Here is a 21,085-nt window from a genome sequence, read left to right on the forward strand (position 1 = left end):
GGCGAAGCGAAGCGGCTCGATATTTCCGATACGGGCTATATCGATACGGTCGGTGCCTGGCTGATCCACCGGACAGCGCGCGATATGGAAGCGGAAATTGTCGGTGCGGGTGATGATGCGCAGCGATTGATAGCTGCCGTCGCCGGGGCCGACCAACCGACCGAGATCCGACCCGAACCGGTCAACCCGGTCATCCGGGTGCTCAGCGATATCGGCGAGGCAACGACCCTTGCCTTTAGCACAATGACTGGATTGATCGGCTTTTTCGGTGCGATCATTGTCGGTTTTCTGCGGTTGGTCCGGCACCCCGGTAGAATAAGATGGAACGCCGTGATCCAGCGCTTTGATGTCGTCGGCGTTCGCTCGCTCGGTATTATTGGCCTGATGAGCTTTCTGATCGGCCTGGTGATCGCACAACAAGGAGCGGTCCAGCTGCGGCAATTCGGTGCGGAAGTGTTCACCGTCAATCTCGTTGGCCGGCTGACGCTGCGCGAACTGGGCGTGCTGATGACCGCGATCATGGTCGCCGGTCGGTCCGGCTCGGCCTTTGCCGCGCAAATCGGCACCATGAAGCTGACCGAAGAAATTGATGCGATGCGCACGATTGGCGTGTCACCGATTGAAGCGCTGGTGCTGCCGCGCTTTATCGCCGCTGTGTTCATGCTGCCATTGCTCGGTTTCTACGCCTCGATCGTGGCGATCATTGGCGGCGGATTGCTCAGCTGGGTTGAACTGGACATCCCGCCCGCAACCTTTTTTGCCCGCATCCGCGAGGTTGTACCGCTGACCGACGTTTATGTCGGCCTTGTGAAAGCGCCGGTCTTCGGTGCGATCATCGCGATTACCGGCTGCTATCAAGGCATGCAGGTCAAGGGCAATGCCGAGGATGTTGGCAAACGAACAACGGCAGCGGTGGTCCAGGCGATTTTTCTGGTCATCGTGCTCGACGCCTTTTTTGCGGTTTTCTTCACCTGGATCGGATGGGATTGATGCTCGATTCGCAGGCCATTGCTTATGACCCCGATTATGAAGGTCCGATCGTCAGTGTCCACGGCCTGCGCAATGCCTTCGGTACGCAGGTGGTTCACGACAATCTCGATCTCGACGTGCATCGCGGCGAAATCATCGGCGTGGTCGGGGGATCCGGTACCGGAAAATCGGTGCTGATGCGCTCGATCATCGGACTGCAAACCCCGCAAGAGGGCGAGATCAAGGTCTTTGGCGAACAGATATTGGGAAAATCCGATGCCGAGACGATCGAAATTCGCAAGCGCTGGGGTGTGCTGTTTCAGGGTGGTGCTCTGTTTTCGACGCTGACGGTCGCCGAAAATGTGATGGTTCCGATCCGTGAATTTTATCCGGATATGGATCGGGAATTTCGGCGCGAAGTGGCCAAATATAAGGTCTGCCTTTCGGGATTGTCGCCCGATGCCGCCCCGAAATATCCCTCCGAACTGTCCGGCGGTATGCGCAAGCGGGCTGGCATTGCGCGGGCGCTCGCGCTCGATCCGGAGCTGCTGTTTCTCGATGAACCTACCGCCGGTCTGGATCCGATCGGCGCTGCCGCGTTCGACAATCTGACCAAGGAATTGCAGCAGACTCTGGGGCTTACGGTGTTTCTGATCACCCATGATCTTGACACATTGCATGCCATTTGTGACCGGGTGGCGGTGCTCGCCGACCAGCGCGTGATCGCCGTTGGCACAATCGACGAATTGCTCGCGCTCGACCATCCCTGGATACAGGAATATTTCAACGGCCCGCGCGGTCGGCTGGCATCTGCCGGCAAAAAGATGCTGGGATGAGAATGATGAAGCGAATCAGAGAATTGTTGCAGGTGACGGCACGGCTCGTCATAGAGGTGAACTAGATGGAAACGCGCTCCAACCATATTCTTGTCGGTGTTGTCACTTTGGCAATGCTGGCTCTAGTGGCCGCTTTCCTGGTCTGGATCGTCCGCTTTGGCGACGGGACGACCAAGCAATATGATATTTTCTTTTCCCAGTCGGTAGGCGGACTGGCATCGGGAACCGGCGTCACCTTTGCCGGCGTGCCCTCGGGGCAGGTGATCAAGGTTGAACTGTGGAAGAAAGACCCGAATTTTGTTCGCGTCCGGATTGCGGTCAGTGAAGACACGCCGATATTGGAAGGCACCACCGCTACCATCCAGAGCGTAAGCTTCACCGCGCCTCCCAATATTCAGCTCGATGGCGCGAAAAAGGGTGCGCCACCAATTACCGAGCTCGGCCCCGAAGGGGTGCCGGTGATCCCGACCAAACCGGGCGCGCTCGGCGAACTGCTGAACAGCGCCCCGCTGGTAGTGGAACGGCTGGCAACCCTGACAGATCAGCTGACCCAGCTATTGTCGGAGGATAATCAGAAATCGATCAGTGGCATATTGGCCAATACCGACAAGTTGACCGGAAGCCTTGCGAAGCAGGCGCCGGGCCTGGAAGCCTTGATGGAAGAATCGCGGATCGCCATTCGTAACGCTGGCCAGACCGCCGAGAAGCTCTCGCTTGTGGCAGACAGCGCCAATAATTTTCTGACCAATAATGGCGAACCAGTGGCCAGAAATCTCGCCACCACACTGGACTCCGCCTCGAAGAGCCTCCTCGCGTTGGAAGGTGTGCTGAAAAATGCGCAACCTGCGGCAGAGCGGTTTTCGAACAAGACCTTGCCGGAAGTCGATCAGCTGGTGCAAGATATGCAGGCACTGACCAAATCCATGACAGCGGTAGCCGAGAGGCTGGATCAGGGAGGGGCCGGATCCTTATTGTCGGCACCAGCGCTGCCGGACTATAAACCAGGGAAATGACAGGGCAGATATGATGAGCAAGTTTCGACCTTTGAAATCTGTCGGTCTTCTGGCCGCTACTCTCGCACTGAGCGCTTGCGTTAGCTTCGGTGGGGCTGAACCGCCGCCGTCGCTGCTGACGCTGTCCCCTGACCAGAAATTATCTGCCGGAGCGACGCAGAGCGGGCCGCAAGCTGGGTCGCTAGTGGTGGCGCTGCCCGCGGCTCCGCAAAAACTGAACACCATTCGCGTGCCGGTGCAGACCAGCGGCACGGGCATTGCCTATCTGAAGGACGCCGTCTGGGTCGACAAACCGGCTCGTCTGTTTCAGGATCTGCTCAGCGAAACCATCGCCGCCAAAAATGGTCGGCTGGTGCTCACTGCCACCGAAGCGGGTGGCAATGCGCAAACCTATATCACCGGCGAACTGGTCAATTTCGGTCTCGACGGGCCCAGCCTGACGGTCACCGTCACCTATGATGCGGTAAAAATGACCGCAGACAAGCCGGTCGAGAAAAAACGCTTCGAAGCCAGTGGAAAAGTTTTTGCCGCTGAACCGGGCGCCGTCGGAGAAGGCCTGAACAAGGCGGCCAATAAAGTGGCTGCCGACGTCGCCTTATGGGTCGGCTAGCAGTCTAGCAAAGCCCGCTATTCCTCGCCATAGCTGAACCCCTCGGGTTCCGGCCAATCGATCGCACAGGCCGCCATCACCCGGAACAGGCATCCCATCTCGTCTGCGTGGGTCAGCCGCTGATACGCAGCCCGGATGGTTTCGGCTTGTTTCGGACTTGCCGCAATCAGCGCCGCAGCGCGTTGATCAATCCCGAGCGACTTCAGCCACTGGCCCTGTTCCGTTGGCCCATGCACGGCGAGCAGGCGGGTTCGCGCGATATTGGCCAAAGTATGAAAATCAACATGGGCGGTGAGGTCGGAGGTGCCGGGGCAGTCAAACGGGCTGATCGGCATATGATCCTTCACCGCCTGCAGCGTGCTGCCGGTGCCCGGCCTCGCATAGCCATAGTCGATGATCAGCAGGGTGCCGCCCTGTTTCGCCAGCCGATTGGCCAGATTGCCAGCCCATTCCACGCTGACCGGCGAGCGCTCCAATATCGTGCCTTCCGGAAATCCGCTCATCGAGCCGCCAATCTGGTCGCCGGCGGTCTCGTTGCTGGGAATCGCGACAAATTTGCTGCGATCCCGCGCAACCATTTGTCGGCGCCAGCCGCCGGATGTCGCAACAAACTGCTCGACCGGCAGGGCGTCGAAAAATTCATTGGCGACGATCAGCAGCGGTCCGTCCTCCGGCAGGCTTGAAATGTCGTCATGCCATATTGCATCGGGATGCAGCTGTGCCTGTTTGGCTTTCAATATCGGGCTGGTCTCGACAAAATGGACCGCCGGACTGCAGCCGAATTTGCGCATCGAGCGCAGCGCATCATGCGCCAATGTGCCGCGCCCCGGACCCAGCTCGACATAGTGACAATGGCTGGGTGATCCTTTGCGAAGCCACAGATCGGCCAGCCAGATACCGACGATTTCGCCGAACATCTGGCTAATTTCCGGAGCAGTGACGAAATCACCCTCTTCGCCCAGCGGGTCCTTGCTGGCATAATAATAGGCATTGGCGATCGCCATATAGTCGCCAAGCGGGATCGGGCCTTCGCGGTCGATCCGGTCGGCGATTATATGGGCTGCAGTGGGGTGGTCCGCCTTGATGCCGTCAGGCAACGCTCTTGTCTCCCGCTACTGTTTCGACGCGCGCGCGTCGGCCTTTCGCGGTGAAGACCAGCCACGCACCAAGCAATATCATCGGCACCGTCAGCCATTGGCCCATGCTGAAACCCGATTGCTCGACCAGCCAGGTCAGCTGAATATCCGGCTGGCGGAAAAATTCGACAGTGAAGCGACTGAAGCCATAAACCAGCAATCCGGCGCCGACCAGCTTGCCGGGCTGATAGCGGGCATCGGTTTTCCAGAAGAGCAAAGAGAGGATGATGAAATAGACGATACCTTCCAATCCTGCTTCATAAAGCTGGCTGGGATGGCGGGCAACTTCGCCGCCCATCGGGAAGATGATCGCCCAGGCCACGTCGGTTTGCCGGCCCCACAGCTCACCATTGACGAAATTGGCCAGCCGCCCGAAGAACAGGCCGAACGGGATGACACAGGCGATATAGTCGCACATGCGCAGGAAACTGAGCTTCTCTCGCCGAGATGTCCACCACAATGCAAGCACGACGCCGATCGTGCCGCCGTGCAGCGACATGCCGCCTTTCCACACCTGAAATATTCTGATCGGCTCCAGCAAGATTTCCGGACTATAGAAAAACACATAGCCCAACCGGCCGCCGACGATGATCCCGAGCGTTGCCCAGAAGATCATGTCATCGGCATGGCGGCGTGCCATCGGCGCGCCTGGCTGGTCGACCAATTTGGTCAGATACCAGTAGCCGATCAAAATCCCCGCGAGATAGGCCAGAGAATACCATTTGAGCTGGAAAAAACCGATATCGAGCGCATTGGGAGAGAGGCCAAGTTCCTCAAATCGCGTAAACTGTGCCGCATTGGCCAATATAATATCAATCAACTCTTTTCCCCACGTGGTTTCCTGTCCATATAAAGGGAAATTCCCCTATACCAAGAGGGAACAACGGGAGACTTGAATAATGGCGACCTCTGAACTGGATCTGGTAATCGATAAAACGCTGGAAGCGCTGACCCAGCCAGGTCAGTTGCTGGAACTCGACACGATCAATAAATACGGCGTCGACATGCCGATCTTCAAGAACGCACCGCAGAATGTTTCTGATTATTTTGCCTATTTCTGTAACCAGCATGCCGACAAGGAATTTCTGGTTGATGGCGATATCCGTCTGACCTTCGGAGCGGCCTATGCCGCTGCACGTGCTTTGGCCGGCGGGCTGGTCGAAGGCTATGGCGTTCAGAAAGGCGACCGGATCGGAATCGCCGCGCGCAATTCGGCCAACTGGGTCATTCTCGACATGGCGATCACCATGGCGGGTGGTGTGTCGACCAAGCTGAACGGCTGGTGGCGCGGCGATGAACTGGCCGACGGGATCGAGGATGTCGGCTGTTCCTTCGTTTTCGCCGACTATCAGCGGGCCCAGCGGCTGGTCGAATCCAAACGCAATCACGGTGCCGAACTATTGGTCTTCGAACATGACAAATTGCCGCTGGAAGGGCTGAAAGTCATGCTGGAAAAGGGTGGTGGCGCGGAAACGCCGCTGCCGCAGATGGCCCCCGAGGACAATGCGACGATCCTGTTTACCTCCGGCTCTACCGGGAAATCCAAGGGCGCCTATGCTGAACATCGCTCGGTTGTGCAGGGCGCGATGAGCTTCGTCGGCACGGTGCTGGTGCTGGTCCATATCATGACCGAAGCCGGCAAGATGCCGGAAGGACAACCGACCGCGATGGTCTGCGTGCCGCTGTTCCACGTCACCGCATCGGTGCCGCTGGTGCTGGTCAGCTACGCGATTGGCCGTAAGCTGGTATTCCTCAATAAATGGGATGCCGAAGAAGCGATGCGGCTGATCGAGAAGGAACGCGTGACCTATTTTGTCGGTGTGCCGCTGATGAGCATGGAAATCTATTCGCACCCCCATTTCGACAAATATGATCTCAGCAGCTGCGTCACCATGGCTGCCGGCGGGGCGCCGCGTCCGGTCGAACATGTCCGGCGGATCAAGGAGAAAATGGGCGATGGCTATCCGGTGATTGGCTATGGCCTGACCGAAACCAATGGCGTCGGCTGCTCGAACCAGAATGAAAATTATCTCGCCAAGCCGGACAGCACCGGCCGGGCAACCCCGCCGATTGTCGATGTCGCGATCCTGGATGATGACGGCAACAAGATGCCGCAGGGCGAGCGCGGCGAAGTCTGTATCCGCACCTCCGCCAATTTCACTGGCTATTGGAACAACGAAGAAGCCACCAGGGATGCCTTTACCGATGACGGCTATTTCCGCACCGGTGATATTGGCTATCTTGATCCCGAAGACTATCTGTTCATTGTCGATCGGAAGAAAGAGATCATCATCCGTGGTGGCGAGAATATCAGCTGTCAGGAAGTGGAAGCGGCCGTCTACGCCAATCCGGCCGTGGCAGAAGCCTGCATTTTTGGCGTTCCTGATGAGCGTTTCGGGGAAGTACCGGCATTGGTCTATCACACCAAGGACGGCTATAGCCTGACCGATGAAGAACTGCTGGAAGCGCTCAAGCACCAGCTCGCTCCGTTCAAGATGCCGGTGCATGTCTGGCAATATGACGAGCCGTTGCCGAAACTCGGTACCGCGAAAATTGCAAAAATCGTGCTGGCGAAAAAACATCGTGACGAATTGGCTGCAACCGGGTGAACGTTCGCGCCAATATCCCGGCTGCGCCGGCGGATCCGGAGCAGCGGATCGTCCGGCAGCGGGATATTATCAATCGCCGGGTGCTGGCCGAGCAAATCGAAAGCCTCATCGCCGAGCATGGCATGCGCGAGGCGCGGGCAAAAATTCTGCCGCTGCTGCAGGATGCGCTCAATGACGGCCGGGCGGAAATCAGCGCGCGCTTGCTGAAAGGGCCTTCGGCGGGTCACGAAATGGCGGCCGCGCAATCCTTTCTGGTCGACCAGCTGGTCCGTCTAATTCACGATATCGCGGTAAATCACCAATATCCGGTGAGCAATCCGTCATCGGGCGAACGCATCGCGGTGATGGCCGTGGGTGGCTATGGACGCGGTGAAATGGCGCCACACAGCGATGTCGACATTGCTTTCCTGACCCCGCACAAGACCAACAGCTGGACCGAGCAGGCGATTGAGGCGATGCTCTACTGGCTCTGGGATCTCGGCTTCAAGGTCGGGCAGAGCAGCCGCTCGATCGATGAAATGGTCCGCATGGCAAAGGAGGATCTGTCGATCCGCACGGCTTTGCTGGAAGGCCGCTATATCTGGGGCGATACCGGCGTTTACGAAGAAGCGAAACAGCGCTTCTACAGCGATGTAGTCGCCGGAACCGACAGCAGTTTCGTCGCGCAAAAGCTGGCGGAGCGTGATGTGCGGCACATGAAAATGGGCGACAGCCGCTATGTCGTCGAACCCAATGTAAAGGAAGGCAAGGGCGGGCTGCGCGATCTGCAGACGCTCTACTGGATCGGCAAATATATTCATCGGGTGACGTCCGCCGGGGAGCTGGTCGATGTCGGCCTGCTCACCGCTGACGAGTTCAAGCGGTTTCGCAAGGCGGCCAATTTTCTCTGGGCGGTGCGCTGCCATATGCATGATATCACCGGCCGCGCGGAAGACCGGCTAACCTTCGACCTGCAGCCCGAAGTGGCGCGGCGCATGCGCTTTGCCGACCGGCCCGGCAAGTCCTCGGTCGAGCGGTTCATGCAATATTATTTCCTGAACGCGAAAGTGGTTGGCAACCTCACCGGCGTGTTCCTCGCCCATCTGGATGAAACCCACAATGCCGGCGTGCGCCGGTTCCTGCCGTCGCTGACCCGCAAGCCAAAGAAGCTCAATGGCTTTGTGCTGGATCGCGGACGGCTCGCCTTGCCGAATGAAACATTTTTCGAGGAAGACCCAGTCCGGCTGCTGGAAATTTTCTGGCTCGCCGACAAGCACGAGCTGGAAATCCATCCGCTGGCGATGCGGGCGGCGCGCCGCGATGCCAAGCTGATCGACAACAAGATCCGCAAGGATGCGCGCGCCAACAAGCTGTTTCTCGATGTGCTATGCTCTCCGCGTGATCCCGAACTGGTGCTGCGCTGGATGAACGAGGCGGCGATCTTTGGCCGCTTCATTCCCGATTTCGGCCGCGTTGTCGGGCAGATGCAGTTCGACATGTATCATCATTATACCGTCGACGAACACAGCATCCGCGCGATTGGCCTGCTGGCAAGGATCGGCCGGGGTGACCTGATGGCCGACCATCCGAACAGCACGGCGACGATGGAAAAACTGCAGAACCGGCGAGTGCTGTTTGTCGCCACCCTGCTGCATGACATTGCCAAGGGCCGCGGCGGCGACCACAGCGTGTTAGGCGCGGAAGTGGCGATGAAGCTTGGCCCGCGACTCGGCCTGAAACCGCACGAAACCGAACTGGTCGCCTGGCTGGTTCGCAATCATCTACTGATGTCGGCGGTTGCATTCAAGCGCGATCTGTCGGATTTCAAGACCATTCAGGATTTTGCCAGCCAGGTGAAAAGCGTCGAACGTCTCCGTCAGCTCACCGTGTTGACCGTGGTAGATATTCGCGCGGTCGGGCCCGGCGTCTGGAATAGCTGGAAACGGCAGTTGCTGACCGACCTGTTCGAAGCCGCGCAGGAAATGCTGTTGCTCGGCCACAAGCAGCGTGGCCGCAAGGAGCGGATTGATCAGAAAAAAGCCGTTCTGGCCGAGGCGCTCAATCTGCCGGAAGCCGAATTCAAGAAGCTGGCCAAGCGGTTTACCGATGCCTACTGGATTGCCGAACCGGATGATATCATTGTCCAAAATGCCCGGCTCGTGCTCGATGCCGGGGACACGGACCTCGCGATTTTTGCGGATGTCTATCCCGAACGCGGTGCAACATTGATCACCGTCTATGCGGCTGACCACCCGGGATTATTTTACCGGATCGCGGGGGGCATCCATGTTTCTGGCGGCAATATTATCGACGCACGTATCCACACCACCCGAGACGGCATGGCGCTGGACAATTTCCTGGTCCAGAATCCGCACGGCAAGCCTTTTTCCGAGGAAGGGCAGCTCGACCGGCTCAAGCAGGCGGTTGAGGATGCGCTGGCCAACCGGACCAAGCTTTCTACCAAGCTCGAGGCCCGACCGCTGGCCCATTCGCGGGCCGGCGCATTCATCATCACGCCCTTTGCGCTGGTGGATAATGATGCATCGAACCGGTTTACCGTGATCGAGGTCAACGCGCAGGACCGCCCGGCATTGCTCAACGAGCTGGCCTATGCGCTGTTCGAATCGAAGGTCACGGTGCACAGCGCCCATATCGCCACTTATGGCGAGCGAGCGGTGGATACTTTCTACATCACCGACCTGCTGGGCAGCAAGATCACCAGCAAGCAGCGGCTAAACGGGCTGCAAAAACGCCTGACCAATGCGGCTGCCCGCAAGGCCGATAAGGAAACGGGCTAGGGCAGTTTGTTCTTCAGCGCCGCCAGCGCACCGAAGGGGCCGGCTTCCTCTGGCGATTTGAGGATCTCGCGCGCCACGACATCGGCATTGGGGCCGCGCGGAAACGGCGCGAGTGCCAGATAGAGCGTTTGGGCAATGGCTTCGCCGAGATCAAGCTGGCCATTGTCATATTCGATTATGTCGCAATCTTCTTCGGTCAGCTCGATTTCTTCGTCAGCGCCTTCAATTTCCGCTTTGGGGATAAAGGCAATGTCAAATTTTTCGCGCAGCCGGATCTGAAAGCTTTCTCCGGTGATCGAGCAGCGTTGCTGCAGATCGGATTCGAGTCGCCCGGTAAAGCTGATCCGGTTGGCACTGGCCAGCAATATATAGGCGGCGTCCAGCGTGTTAATTTTCGGCAGATCGAATCGCTGCGCCAGCTTGTGCCGTTCTTCCTCGCTCGCCGACAGCTTGCCCGTGCGCGGCGTGGAGCCGATTTCCGACAGTTTGACGATATGGGAAAATTCCGGTGTGTCGATCATATGGCCGGTCCGCTGGCTGGCAGCTGGCCCGCAATGATAGCGTCCGCGTCGCACTGTTGCAGCGCTACATGATAGGCGGCCAACCGGCTGGTAAGAATGTCCAGCGCCGCATCGTCTGGCTGTTCGCCACGGAAAATATTGCGCACAATCGCCTCGCGCAGGTCCGCGCCATTTTCCAGCGCCTCGCGATAGGCACCGACCCGGCCACCAAGCGCACCCATCATGCGGCCGACATGTTTGCCCACGATCATGTCTCCAATGCCGATCTGGCGCAATTGTCCGTCCATGTCCTTGATGAAAATCTCGGTTAGCCAGGCCAGTTCCTGACCCCGTTCGTCGTCTTTTTCCAGCCGGATAAGCACCTGCGAGAATATCGCAGCAATCATGTCGAACCGGCCGTCGAGACTGTCCGGCACCTGCGCCTCTTCATACCACGCCAGTTGCCGCCCTTCGCTGACAATCGCATTATACAGTGGCTGCATTTTTGCATTGGGATTGTCTCGGGAAAAAATCTTGCTGAAAAAGGACATTGCTGGTTCCGCTGGTTGGATCGCAAGTTTATGCACGATCGGGGCGCTTGTTAAGTCTGGATACAGGGCATATTGATATTTATAGCGCGAGATGCAATGGGCGATGACGAGTCAGGCACCGATACGGTGCTGGCTGTATAGTGGAGAATGAGTTCGATGGTCGGCAATATCAAGAAATACAGTCTGTGGCTCGGGCTGATGGCTGGCACCATGACGATGGCCGGATGTACTCAGGTACGCGGCCATCAGGGATATATTGCCGATGAAGTGCTGATGTCGGCGATTCAGGCGGGCGTCGACAACCGCCAGTCGGTGGAAGCTTCGCTCGGCCGTCCGACCTTCACCGGCCAGTTTGACGAAAATACCTGGTATTATTTGTCCCGCGACACCCGCCAATATGGCTTCAACAACCCACATCCCCGCGACCAGCAGGTGATGCGCGTGCAATTTGATGCCGATGGAAACGTGACCGCAGTGGATCGCACCGGTCTTGAACTGGTGGCCAGCATCAGCCCGGATGGCGACAAAACGCCGACTCTGGGCCGTAATCGCTCCTTTTTCGAAGAGCTTTTTGGCAATATCGGCGCAGTCGGCGCACCGGGCGCGCAGGGTCGTAGCAACGACCCCACGCGGCCCTGACGGTTCCGCCTATTTGGCAATGCCACTGGCGGCGAGTACCGCCAGTGTCACCAGTTCCGATGCAGTGGATGCCATGGTGGCAATCTGCACCGATTTTTCCAGTCCGACCAGCATCGGTCCGATGACCGAATCGCCGCCCAGTTCGCGCAGCAATTTCGCCGACAGGTTGGCCGATTGCAGGCCGGGCATGACCAGTACGTTGGCGGGCTGTGACAGGCGGCTGAACGGATAGTTGGCCATCAGCTTGGGGTTGAGCGCGACGTCGGGCGCCATTTCGCCTTCATATTCAAAAGTGACTCGCCGTTGGTCGAGCAGTGCCACGGCTTCGCGGAGATTCTCCAGCCAGCGGCCTTCGGGATTGCCAAAAGTCGAATAGCTGAGGAAGGCGACGCGCGGTTCGTGGCCCATTTGCCGGGCGACGGCGGCCGTCTGCTCGGCGATATCCGCCAGTTCGTGAGCCGTGGGCCGTTCGTTGACCGTGGTGTCAGCCATGAAAACCGTGTGATGCTGGCCGACCATGACATGGATACCAAAGGCGGTCCGGCCTTTTTCGACATCGATCACTTTGGCGACATCGCGGAACGATTGCGAATAAGGCCGGGTAACCCCGGTGATCATCGCATCACCCTGATCCATGGCGAGCAGCGCCGAACCGAAGATATTGCGGTCCTGATTGACCATGCGCTTGATATCGCGCTCCATATAGCCGCGGCGCTTAAGCCGTTCGTACAGCATGTTTACCATGTCGGGGACCAGCGGGCTGTTGCGGCTGTTGTGCACTTCAAAGCTGTCGGGATCACGCACGCCCAGTTCCTTGAGCTTTTCCCGGACCCGGTCATCGCGTCCGACCAGAACCGGCGTGCCGTAGCCGCCATCCTGGAACTGGATCGCCGCGCGCAGCACGACATCCTCTTCGGCTTCGGCAAAAATTATCCGTTTTGGTGACAGACGGCAGGCCTGATAGGCCTGGGTCAGCACCGACGTGGTCGGGTTGAGGCGGGCTTTCAAACTCTGGCGATAGGCGTCAAGATCTTCGATCGGTTTCTGGGCAACGCCGCTATCCATGGCCGCCTTGGCAACCGCTGCTGATACCACGTCCATCAGCCGCGGATCAAAGGGAGCCGGGATGATATAATCGACGCCAAAGCTCGGCGCCAATCCGCCATAGGCAAGGGCAACTTCTTCCGGAACCTGCTCACGCGCCAGTTCGGCAATCGCATGCGCGGCGGCCACTTTCATTTCCTCGTTGATCCGGGTCGCCCGGACGTCAAGCGCACCGCGGAAGATGAAAGGAAAACCCAGGACATTATTGACCTGATTGGGATAATCGGAGCGGCCGGTGGCGACAATCGCATCGGGCCGTGCCGCCTTGGCGTCGGGCGGGGTGATTTCCGGATCGGGATTGGCCATCGCAAAGATGATTGGCTTGGGGGCCATGTCCTTTACCATTTCCGGCTTGAGCGCGCCGGCGGCAGACAGGCCGAGGAAAACATCAGCGCCGGTCAGCGCTTCCGTCAGCGTGCGTGCCTCGGTGTCGGTCGCATGAGCGGATTTCCACTGGTCGACGCCTTCACGGCCCCGATAAATGACGCCTTTGCGATCGCACATGGTCAGATTGTCGTGCGGAACGCCGAGGCTCTTGATCAGCGAGGCGCAGGCAATGGCAGCGGCACCGGCACCGTTGACGACAACCTTGATATCTTCGATCTTGCGGTCGGTCAGCAGACAGGCATTGATGATCCCGGCAGCAGCGATAATCGCGGTGCCGTGCTGGTCATCATGGAATACCGGAATATTCATCCGGTCGCGCAATGTCTGTTCGATGATGAAGCAATCGGGAGCGGCAATATCTTCCAGATTGATGCCGCCGAAGCTGGGTTCCATGATCTGCACGGCGTTGATGAAGGTTTCCGCATCTTCGGTGTCGAGTTCCAGATCGATCGAATCGACGTCGGCGAAGCGTTTGAACAATACGGCCTTGCCTTCCATGACCGGCTTGGCGGCCAGCGCCCCCAGATTGCCAAGGCCAAGGATCGCGGTGCCGTTGGAGATAACGGCGACCAGATTGCCCTTGGCGGTATAATCATAGGCTTTGGATGGATCTTCCGCGATCGCCCGGACGGGGACGGCAACGCCGGGAGAATAGGCTAGGCTGAGATCGCGCTGGGTTGCCATCGGCTTGGAAGCGATAATCTCGATTTTTCCGGGGCGGCCGTGGGAGTGAAAAAGCAGGGCTTCCCGTTCGGAAAATTCCAGATTGTTATCATTCTTGTCAGCCAAATTATATCTCCGCATATTAGGTGGTCGGCTTTTTTACGCCGCTCGGTTTGTCACGTCCCGTCTCAAGTCTTACTCGCTTTGACGCAGGGCCGCAATATGAAGTAAATTTCAATAGGATATGATCGCTACTCTTTTATGTCCGGCTGCACTCGGCTATCGCGGGAACATGGCAACCCAGACTCAGGACAAAGCAGAAAAACAGGGCAAGGCACCCGCGTCGGCACCGGACAAGGTCACGCCGATGATGGAGCAATATTTCGGGCTGAAGGAAAAGGCCGGCGATTGCCTTTTATTCTACCGGATGGGCGATTTTTTCGAGCTGTTTTACGAGGATGCAAAGCTCGCGGCAGCGGCGCTGGATATCGCGCTGACCTCGCGCGGCAAAAATGCCGGTGATGCGATCCCGATGTGCGGGGTGCCGGTCCATGCGGCAGAAGGCTATCTGGCGAAACTGATCCGCGCCGGTTTCAAGGTGGCGATAGCCGAGCAGATAGAAACCCCGGCCGAGGCCAAGGCGCGCGGTGGCTACAAGGCCTTGGTCGCGCGTGATATCATTCGCTATGTAACCGCCGGGACGCTGACCGAAGACACTTTGCTCGATGCGCGCAGCGACAATATGCTGGTCGCACTCGCCGAGGTGCAGGGCGAGATCGGACTGGCTGCGGCGGATATTTCGACCGGCAGTTTTGAACTCGCAACCATCGCCGACGATGCGCTCGATGCGGAGCTGGCCAGGCTCGCGCCATCGGAAATCATCTGCCCGCCATCCTTGCTGCCCCGGCTGCACAAGGCAACCGGCTGGGCCAAAGAGAATTTCGACAGCACGCGTGCCGAAAAGCGGCTGCGCGAGCATTTCGGGGTGGCGACGCTCGACGGCATGGGCGAATTTTCGCGCGCTGAACTGGCGACTGCCGGCGGGCTGATCGCCTATGTCGATCATGTTTCGCAAGGCCAGCCACCCTATCTGCATCCGCCGAAAAGACGGGAAATGCGGGAGTTTCTTTCGATCGACGGGCCGACCCGCGCGAGTCTGGAGATTGACCGGACGCTGGCGGGCGGACGCGAGGGCAGCCTGCTCCACTCGATTGACCGCACGGTGACGCCCGCTGGGGCGCGCTTGCTGGCGCGCGATCTGTCGGCGCCCTTGTTCGCGGAGCAGCCGATCAACCGGCGGCTCGGGCTGGTGCAATATTTTCATGACGGGTCGGCGATCCGCGACGATGTCCGCACCGAACTCAAGGCGCTGCCCGATATCGGCCGGGCGCTTGGCCGGGTGTCGGCAGGGCGGGGTAGTCCGCGCGATCTTGGGCAGATTCGCGACGGTCTGGCTGGCGCACGGATCTTGCGCGAACGGCTGACGCAGGAGCTGGGTCTGCCGGAACTTCTGGAAAATCTGCTGCCGGCGCTCGATGGCCATGGTGCGCTGGTCGATCTGCTGGCCCGCGCGCTGGTCGAGACGCCGCCCACCGAAATGGCCAATGGCGGCTATATTGCGGCGGGTTATGACGCGGCGCTGGACGAGCTGCGCAGCGCCGGTTCCGACGGTCGCCAGGCGATCGCGACGCTGGAGGCGCGCTACCGCGCCGCTACCGGGATAAACACGCTCAAGATCAAGCATAATGCCGTGCTCGGCTATTTCATCGAGGTGCCCGCCCGGCATGGCGACAGTCTGATGGCGGAAAACTCCGGGTTCACCCATCGCCAGACGCTCGCCGGGGTGGTGCGGTTCAATTCGACCGACCTGCATGAAGAGGCGGTGCGCGTATCGCAGGCCGGGGCGCACGCGCTGGCCGCAGAAGCCGCACATTTTGAAGAGCTGGTCGACAGGGTGCTGGCGCGCAAGCAGGCGATTGGCGAAAGCGCCGATGCGCTGGCCCGGATCGATGTCGCTGCCGCGCTCGCCGAACGCGCTGCCGAGGGCCAGTGGTGTCGCCCGCAATTCGTCGACGGCAATATACTCGATATCCAGGCCGGCCGTCATCCGGTGGTCGAGGCGGCGCTGTCGGCCAAGGGCGAGGCCTTTGTCGCCAATGATTGCAGCCTGGCGCAGGACGAGCGTTTGTGGCTGGTGTCTGGCCCCAATATGGGCGGTAAATCGACCTTCCTGCGGCAAAATGCGCTGATCGTCATTCTCGCGCAAGCCGGCGGTTTCGTTCCGGCTTCTTCCGCGAAGCTCAGTCTCGTGGACCGCCTGTTCAGCCGGGTTGGCGCTTCCGACAATCTCGCGCAGGGCCGTTCGACCTTCATGGTCGAGATGGTCGAAACCGCAGCGATCCTGTCTCAGGCGACCGAGAAAAGTTTCGTCATTCTCGACGAAGTGGGCAGGGGCACCTCGACCTATGACGGTCTGGCGCTGGCCTGGGCGGTGGTCGAGGCGGTGCACGAGACCAATCGCTGCCGCTGCCTGTTCGCCACCCATTATCACGAGCTGACCCGGCTCGCCGACCGGCTCGACGCATTGTCGCTGCACCATGTCCGCGCCCGCGAATGGAAGGGCGATCTGGTGCTGCTCCACGAACTCGCCAAAGGCCCGGCCGACCGCAGCTATGGTCTGGCAGTGGCAAAGCTGGCCGGTATCCCCAAGCCGGTCCTCAATCGCGCCAAGACGGTGCTCGACAAGCTGGAAGCCGGCAAGGCGGAAACCGGCGGTCTTGCCGCCGGTCTTGGCGATCTGCCGCTGTTCGCGGCAAGCCTTGCAGAAGTCGAGGAAAAATCAGATAGCCTGCGCCAGGCGCTGGGCGCGATTGATGTGGATGCGCTGTCGCCGCGGGAAGCGCTGGACCAGCTTTATGCGCTGAAGGCTCAGCTCGAACAGGAATGAATAGATGAAAAAGTGGATATTGATTTTGCTGTCTGTGGCGATCGTCGGCGGCGGTGCCTTTGTCTATTATACCCGCAGCGACAGTGCCGAACCGCTTGCGATCGGTGCCAATGCTCCCGATTTCACCACAACCGGCGCGCTGGCTGGAGAGGAATTTCAATTTTCACTCGCCGACAAGCTGAAAGACGGTCCGGTCGTGCTCTATTTTTTCCCCAAGGTGTTTACCGAGGGCTGCACCATAGAGGCCAATATGTTCGCCGATGCCACCGCCGAATTTACCGCAGCGGGTGCCACTGTCATCGGCATGTCGGGCGACGATATCGAGGGATTGAAGAAATTCTCGGTCGCCGAATGCCGCGACAAGTTCGCGGTTGCCCGGGCAGATGACAAGATCATCGCCGACTATCAGGTGCGCATGGCACCGGGGCTCGCGATGACCAACCGGACCAGCTATGTCATCGACCAGCAGGGCAAAATTGTCTTCGTCCACAGCGCGACGCAACCGCAAGGCCATGTCACCGGTACGCTGGAAAAAGTGAAAGCGCTGTCCAAAGGCTGATTAAATACTTGCATTTGCCGCACGGCTAGACTGAAAGATGCCCATGACCGATCACGCACCCGATCCCGCCATGCTCGCGAAGGCGGAAACGCTCACCGATGCCTTGCCCTATATGCAGCGCTATGCGGGCAAGACCTTTGTCGTCAAATATGGCGGCCATGCAATGGGCGACGCTGCTTTGGCGCGCAATTTTGCCGAGGATATCGTGCTGCTGAAGGCGGTCGGGATCAACCCCGTCGTCGTCCACGGCGGCGGCCCGCAAATTGGCGCGATGTTGCAGCGGGTTGGCGTCGAAAGCAAATTTGTCGACGGCCTGCGCGTGACCACCAAGGAAACCGCCGAGATTGCCGAAATGGTGCTCTCTGGCGCGATCAACAAGGAACTGGTCAGCTGGATCGAACGGGCCGGCGGCCATGCCATCGGCATTTCCGGCAAGGACGGCGGCTTTGTCAAGGCGGCCAAGCTGCGCCGCACCGAGCGCGATCCCGACAGCAATATCGAGCGGATCATCGATCTCGGCTATGTTGGCGAACCGAAAACGGTGAACCGCGGTGTTGTCGACATGATCTCTTCTGCCGGCATGATTCCCGTAATCGCCCCGATCGGCGTCGGCGAGGATGGCCATACCTATAATATCAACGCCGACACCATGGCCGGGGCGGTCGCTTCGGCGCTGCGCGCCGCGCGCCTGTTCCTGCTGACCGACGTGGCCGGCGTGCTCGACAAACGGGGCGAATTGCTGACCGATCTCGCGCCGCGGGCGATCAGCGAACTGGTCAAGGATGGCACCATCTCCGGCGGCATGATTCCGAAACTCGAGACCTGCGTGAAAGCGGTTCAGGAAGGCGTCGATGCGGCGGTTATCCTGGATGGCCGGATACCGCACGCGATGCTGCTCGAAATCTTCACCAGCAAGGGCGCCGGTACCCTGGTTCGGGATGATTTCGCTTCGGTTGATTAAACGGCCAACTGTCTTATATATATGATACAGTAAATTTCTGGCGTTACCGGTGACAAATCACTGGCCGCTCTGCCAGATTATCGATAAAGGGTCCGCCATGGCATTTGCAATTCTTCAGATTATCTCCATCCTGCTCAACGTGGCAATTACCGTCATCATCGTGCAGGCGATCATGAGCTGGCTGCTCGCCTTCAACGTCATCAATTTGCAGAATGACATTGCCCGGGCAATCTGGACAACGCTCGACGCACTGACCGCACCGATTTACAATCCGATCCGCAAGATCATGCCGGATTTCGGAGCGATTGACCTGACCCCGATGGTTGTCATCATCGGCATCATCATCCTGCAGGACGCGATCCTGCCACCACTGGCCCAGGCGCTTCTCGGTTGACCGCAGCGACAATCATTGATGGCAAGGCTTTTGCCACCGGTCTGCGCGAACGGATCAAGGATGCTGTTCCTGCATTTGTGAAACAAGCCGGCCGCGCGCCCGGTCTGGCTGTGGTTCTGGTCGGCGAAGATCCGGCCAGTCAGGTCTATGTTGCCTCCAAGCATAAAGCGACAATCGCTGCTGGTATGGAAAGCTTCGAACATCGTCTGCCCGCTGACGTCGCGCAGGACGAACTGATTGCTTTGGTCGAGCGGCTTAACGCCGATGAGACCGTAGACGGAATCCTGGTACAATTGCCGCTGCCCAAAGGTCTCGACGAAAAAGCCGTGGTCATGGCGATCGATCCGGACAAGGATGTCGATGGCCTGCACGTGATCAACGCCGGCCGACTGGCCAATGGCGAAGAGGCGCTGACTCCCTGCACCCCGCTCGGCAGCCTGATGCTGTTGAAAGACACGTTGGGCGATCTGACCGGCATGGACGCGGTCGTGGTTGGCCGTTCGATATTGGTTGGCAAGCCGATGGCGCAATTGCTGCTCGCGGAAAATTGCACAGTCACCATGGCCCATAGCCGGACGCGCAACCTTCCCGACGTTGTGCGCCGCGCCGATATTGTCGTTGCCGCTGTCGGCCGCGCCGAGATGATCAAGGGTGACTGGCTGAAAGACGGTGCTGTCGTGATCGATGTCGGTATCAACCGGCTCGACCCGGAACCAGGCAAGGAAAAGGGCCGTCTGGTCGGCGATGTCGCCACCGCCGAAGCCCTCGATCATGTCCGGGCGATTACTCCGGTCCCGGGAGGGGTTGGCCCGATGACCATTGCGGTGCTATTGCGCAATACATTGGTCGCCGCATCCGCGCGCGCCGGACTGGAAAAACCAAAGGGTTTCTAATGCGAATATTTGCCGCCTTCGGAATCGCACTGCTGCTGGCCGGTTGCGCCGCTGGCGGTGGTCGCCCCAACGATCGCGAACGCTATAATCGTGTGATGGGCAAGCCCGTTGCCAATCCCAGCGCGATTGTGCAGGCGGAACTGGCTTTTGCCCGGCTGGCGCAGGAAAAGGGGCAATGGACCGCTTTCCGCGAAACCGCTGCCGATGACGCGATCATGTTCACCCCCGGTCTGGTCAATGCACAACAATGGCTGAAGGATCAGACTGATCCGGCTCAGGCCGTGACCTGGCAGCCGCACCATATCTATATGTCCTGCGATGGTGGCATGGCGGTGTCCACCGGTGCCTGGCAGGACGCCAAAGGCGGAGCCGGCCATTTCACCACCATTTGGCAACAGCAGGATTTCGGCCAGCGGCGTCCGGACAAGAAGATTGACTGGAAATGGGTTTTTGACGATGGCGAACCACTGGATAGGCCGCTTGCGGAACCCGATTATGTCGAGACCGACATCGCCTCGTGCAAGACAAAAACCCAGGCTGATGGCTTGCCGACCGGCCTGACCGAAAAGGGCATGACTGGCACATCCAGAGATCGCAGCCTCGTTTGGCATGCCGCATTCACCGAGGATGGCTCACGCATCGTCTTTGTCGATCTGGCGCAAGAGGATGGCAGCTTCAAACGGGTGCATGAATATCGGGTCGCCGCACCGGCCAAATGATCGAACTTTTCATCTCTGCATTCATCACCTTTTTCGTGGTGATCGACCCGCCGGGCTGTGCGCCAATCTACGCCAGCCTGACCAGCAACGTACCCCCGCGCGATCGCCGGATCATGGCCATTCGTGCGACCCTTGTTGCCGCGATCATTTTGCTGGTCTTTGCCCTGTTCGGGGAACAGATGCTCAGCGCGCTGGGCATCAGCCTCGACAGTTTCCGCATTGCCGGCGGCATCATGCTGTTCCTGATCGCGCTGGAAATGGTGTTCGAGAAACGCACCGAACGGCGCGAGGACCGGGCGCAGGAGATTATCGAACAGCCCGAGATCGAGGATGTCTCAATCTTTCCAATGGCCATGCCGATGATTGCCGGACCTGGATCAATCGCCGCGGTCATGCTGCTGACGTCGCAAAATGATGGCATTGATAACGCGCTCGTCATTCTCGGCGCGCTCGGAGCGGTGCTTTTGCTGACGCTGATCGGACTGATCGCGGCCGGACCGCTGATGCGGATATTGGGCAACAAGGTCGAGGCAGTCATCACCCGGGTACTCGGTGTGCTGTTGGGCGCGCTCGCGGTGCAATTTGTCGTCGACGGGTTGATCGCTAGTTTTTGATCGCCCGCGTGGGGCACCGGGTGACCAACAACCAAAACTTCCCCGATTCTGCGACCGTCATTGGCGGTAAGCGACCATGCCAGTTCTGTCGCGAATGATCGGCTATCGGGCCCCGCCTACCCGGTGATCACCCCGGTCCGCACCAGCAGCTGGAAGGCGCGATCCGCCAGCAATGGGTTGGTGATCAGACGCCGGAGCAACTGT

Annotated in this window: 19 protein-coding genes; 14 read left to right on the forward strand and 5 right to left on the reverse strand. The window is 59.2% G+C overall.

Annotated elements, in window-relative coordinates; all coding sequences use genetic code 11:
* The 4 genes from V7665_RS05960 to V7665_RS05975 form a co-directional block, all read left to right on the forward strand.
* The coding region (locus tag V7665_RS05960; RefSeq protein WP_335663619.1) for an MlaE family ABC transporter permease at window positions 1–990 on the forward strand (990 nt) is incomplete at its 5' end.
* Window positions 990–1,805 (forward strand): ABC transporter ATP-binding protein, encoded by an 816-nt coding sequence (locus tag V7665_RS05965; RefSeq protein ID WP_335663620.1) that lies wholly within the window; start codon window positions 990–992, stop codon window positions 1,803–1,805. The genes V7665_RS05960 and V7665_RS05965, both read left to right, overlap by 1 nt.
* Before the next feature lie 65 nt (window positions 1,806–1,870).
* Window positions 1,871–2,818: an MlaD family protein gene (locus tag V7665_RS05970; protein ID WP_335663621.1), complete on the forward strand. Its 948-nt coding sequence runs from the start codon at window positions 1,871–1,873 to the stop codon at window positions 2,816–2,818.
* A gap of 13 nt (window positions 2,819–2,831) precedes the next feature.
* Window positions 2,832–3,428, forward strand: a complete 597-nt coding sequence (locus tag V7665_RS05975; protein WP_335663622.1) for an ABC-type transport auxiliary lipoprotein family protein — start codon at window positions 2,832–2,834, stop codon at window positions 3,426–3,428.
* Window positions 3,429–3,445: 17 nt separating this feature from the next.
* Here the strand turns inward: V7665_RS05975 and V7665_RS05980 are convergent, their stop codons facing one another.
* Window positions 3,446–4,525 (reverse strand): class I SAM-dependent methyltransferase, encoded by a 1,080-nt coding sequence (locus V7665_RS05980; RefSeq protein WP_335663623.1) that lies wholly within the window; start codon window positions 4,523–4,525, stop codon window positions 3,446–3,448.
* Window positions 4,518–5,384, reverse strand: a complete 867-nt coding sequence (gene lgt / locus V7665_RS05985; protein ID WP_335663624.1) for a prolipoprotein diacylglyceryl transferase — start codon at window positions 5,382–5,384, stop codon at window positions 4,518–4,520. Before lgt ends, V7665_RS05980 begins: the two co-directional genes overlap by 8 nt.
* Before the next feature lie 79 nt (window positions 5,385–5,463).
* Between lgt and V7665_RS05990 the strand changes: the two genes are divergently transcribed.
* Both V7665_RS05990 and V7665_RS05995 read left to right on the forward strand, forming a co-directional pair.
* Window positions 5,464–7,173 carry a class I adenylate-forming enzyme family protein gene (locus V7665_RS05990; RefSeq protein WP_335663625.1) on the forward strand — a complete coding sequence of 570 codons (1,710 nt, stop codon included), beginning with the start codon at window positions 5,464–5,466 and terminating at the stop codon, window positions 7,171–7,173.
* Window positions 7,170–9,950, forward strand: a complete 2,781-nt coding sequence (locus V7665_RS05995; protein WP_442955180.1) for a [protein-PII] uridylyltransferase — start codon at window positions 7,170–7,172, stop codon at window positions 9,948–9,950. Before V7665_RS05990 ends, V7665_RS05995 begins: the two co-directional genes overlap by 4 nt.
* Here the strand turns inward: V7665_RS05995 and V7665_RS06000 are convergent.
* Both V7665_RS06000 and V7665_RS06005 read right to left on the reverse strand, forming a co-directional pair.
* On the reverse strand, window positions 9,947–10,471 hold the full coding sequence (locus V7665_RS06000) for a YceD family protein (protein WP_335663626.1): 525 nt from the start codon (window positions 10,469–10,471) through the stop codon (window positions 9,947–9,949). The two genes, V7665_RS05995 and V7665_RS06000, sit on opposite strands and share 4 nt — an antisense overlap.
* Window positions 10,468–11,001: a ubiquinol-cytochrome C chaperone family protein gene (locus tag V7665_RS06005; protein WP_335663627.1), complete on the reverse strand. Its 534-nt coding sequence runs from the start codon at window positions 10,999–11,001 to the stop codon at window positions 10,468–10,470. Before V7665_RS06005 ends, V7665_RS06000 begins: the two co-directional genes overlap by 4 nt.
* A 156-nt stretch (window positions 11,002–11,157) precedes the next feature.
* On the opposite strand from V7665_RS06005, the gene V7665_RS06010 reads away from it, so the two are divergent.
* Window positions 11,158–11,640: an outer membrane protein assembly factor BamE gene (locus tag V7665_RS06010; protein WP_442955181.1), complete on the forward strand. Its 483-nt coding sequence runs from the start codon at window positions 11,158–11,160 to the stop codon at window positions 11,638–11,640.
* A gap of 9 nt (window positions 11,641–11,649) precedes the next feature.
* Here the strand turns inward: V7665_RS06010 and V7665_RS06015 are convergent, their stop codons facing one another.
* Window positions 11,650–13,920 (reverse strand): NADP-dependent malic enzyme, encoded by a 2,271-nt coding sequence (locus V7665_RS06015; protein ID WP_335663629.1) that lies wholly within the window; start codon window positions 13,918–13,920, stop codon window positions 11,650–11,652.
* 241 nt (window positions 13,921–14,161) lie between these two features.
* On the opposite strand from V7665_RS06015, the gene mutS reads away from it, so the two are divergent.
* The 7 genes from mutS to V7665_RS06050 all read left to right on the forward strand — a co-directional run bounded on the left by mutS (window position 14,162) and on the right by V7665_RS06050 (window position 20,881).
* A complete protein-coding gene (gene mutS / locus V7665_RS06020; RefSeq protein WP_335663650.1) occupies window positions 14,162–16,741 on the forward strand; it encodes a DNA mismatch repair protein MutS in 2,580 nt (859 codons plus the stop codon).
* A 4-nt stretch (window positions 16,742–16,745) separates the two neighbouring features.
* Window positions 16,746–17,300: a peroxiredoxin gene (locus V7665_RS06025; RefSeq protein WP_335663630.1), complete on the forward strand. Its 555-nt coding sequence runs from the start codon at window positions 16,746–16,748 to the stop codon at window positions 17,298–17,300.
* Between the two features lie 43 nt (window positions 17,301–17,343).
* On the forward strand, window positions 17,344–18,261 hold the full coding sequence (argB, locus tag V7665_RS06030; RefSeq protein ID WP_335663631.1) for an acetylglutamate kinase: 918 nt from the start codon (window positions 17,344–17,346) through the stop codon (window positions 18,259–18,261).
* A 97-nt stretch (window positions 18,262–18,358) separates the two neighbouring features.
* Window positions 18,359–18,655: a YggT family protein gene (locus V7665_RS06035; RefSeq protein ID WP_335663632.1), complete on the forward strand. Its 297-nt coding sequence runs from the start codon at window positions 18,359–18,361 to the stop codon at window positions 18,653–18,655.
* A complete protein-coding gene (gene folD, locus V7665_RS06040) occupies window positions 18,652–19,548 on the forward strand; it encodes a bifunctional methylenetetrahydrofolate dehydrogenase/methenyltetrahydrofolate cyclohydrolase FolD (protein WP_335663633.1) in 897 nt (298 codons plus the stop codon). Before V7665_RS06035 ends, folD begins: the two co-directional genes overlap by 4 nt.
* The gene (locus V7665_RS06045) at window positions 19,548–20,267 is read left to right on the forward strand and encodes a hypothetical protein (RefSeq protein WP_335663634.1); all 720 of its coding nucleotides are present in this window, start codon (window positions 19,548–19,550) and stop codon (window positions 20,265–20,267) included. The genes folD and V7665_RS06045 overlap by 1 nt, the downstream gene beginning before the upstream one ends.
* On the forward strand, window positions 20,264–20,881 hold the full coding sequence (locus tag V7665_RS06050) for a MarC family protein (protein ID WP_335663635.1): 618 nt from the start codon (window positions 20,264–20,266) through the stop codon (window positions 20,879–20,881). Before V7665_RS06045 ends, V7665_RS06050 begins: the two co-directional genes overlap by 4 nt.
* The last annotated feature ends 204 nt before the right edge of the window (window positions 20,882–21,085 follow it).

It is taken from the genome of Parasphingorhabdus sp. (assembly GCF_036964675.1).
Taxonomy (GTDB): Bacteria; Pseudomonadota; Alphaproteobacteria; order Sphingomonadales; family Sphingomonadaceae; genus Parasphingorhabdus.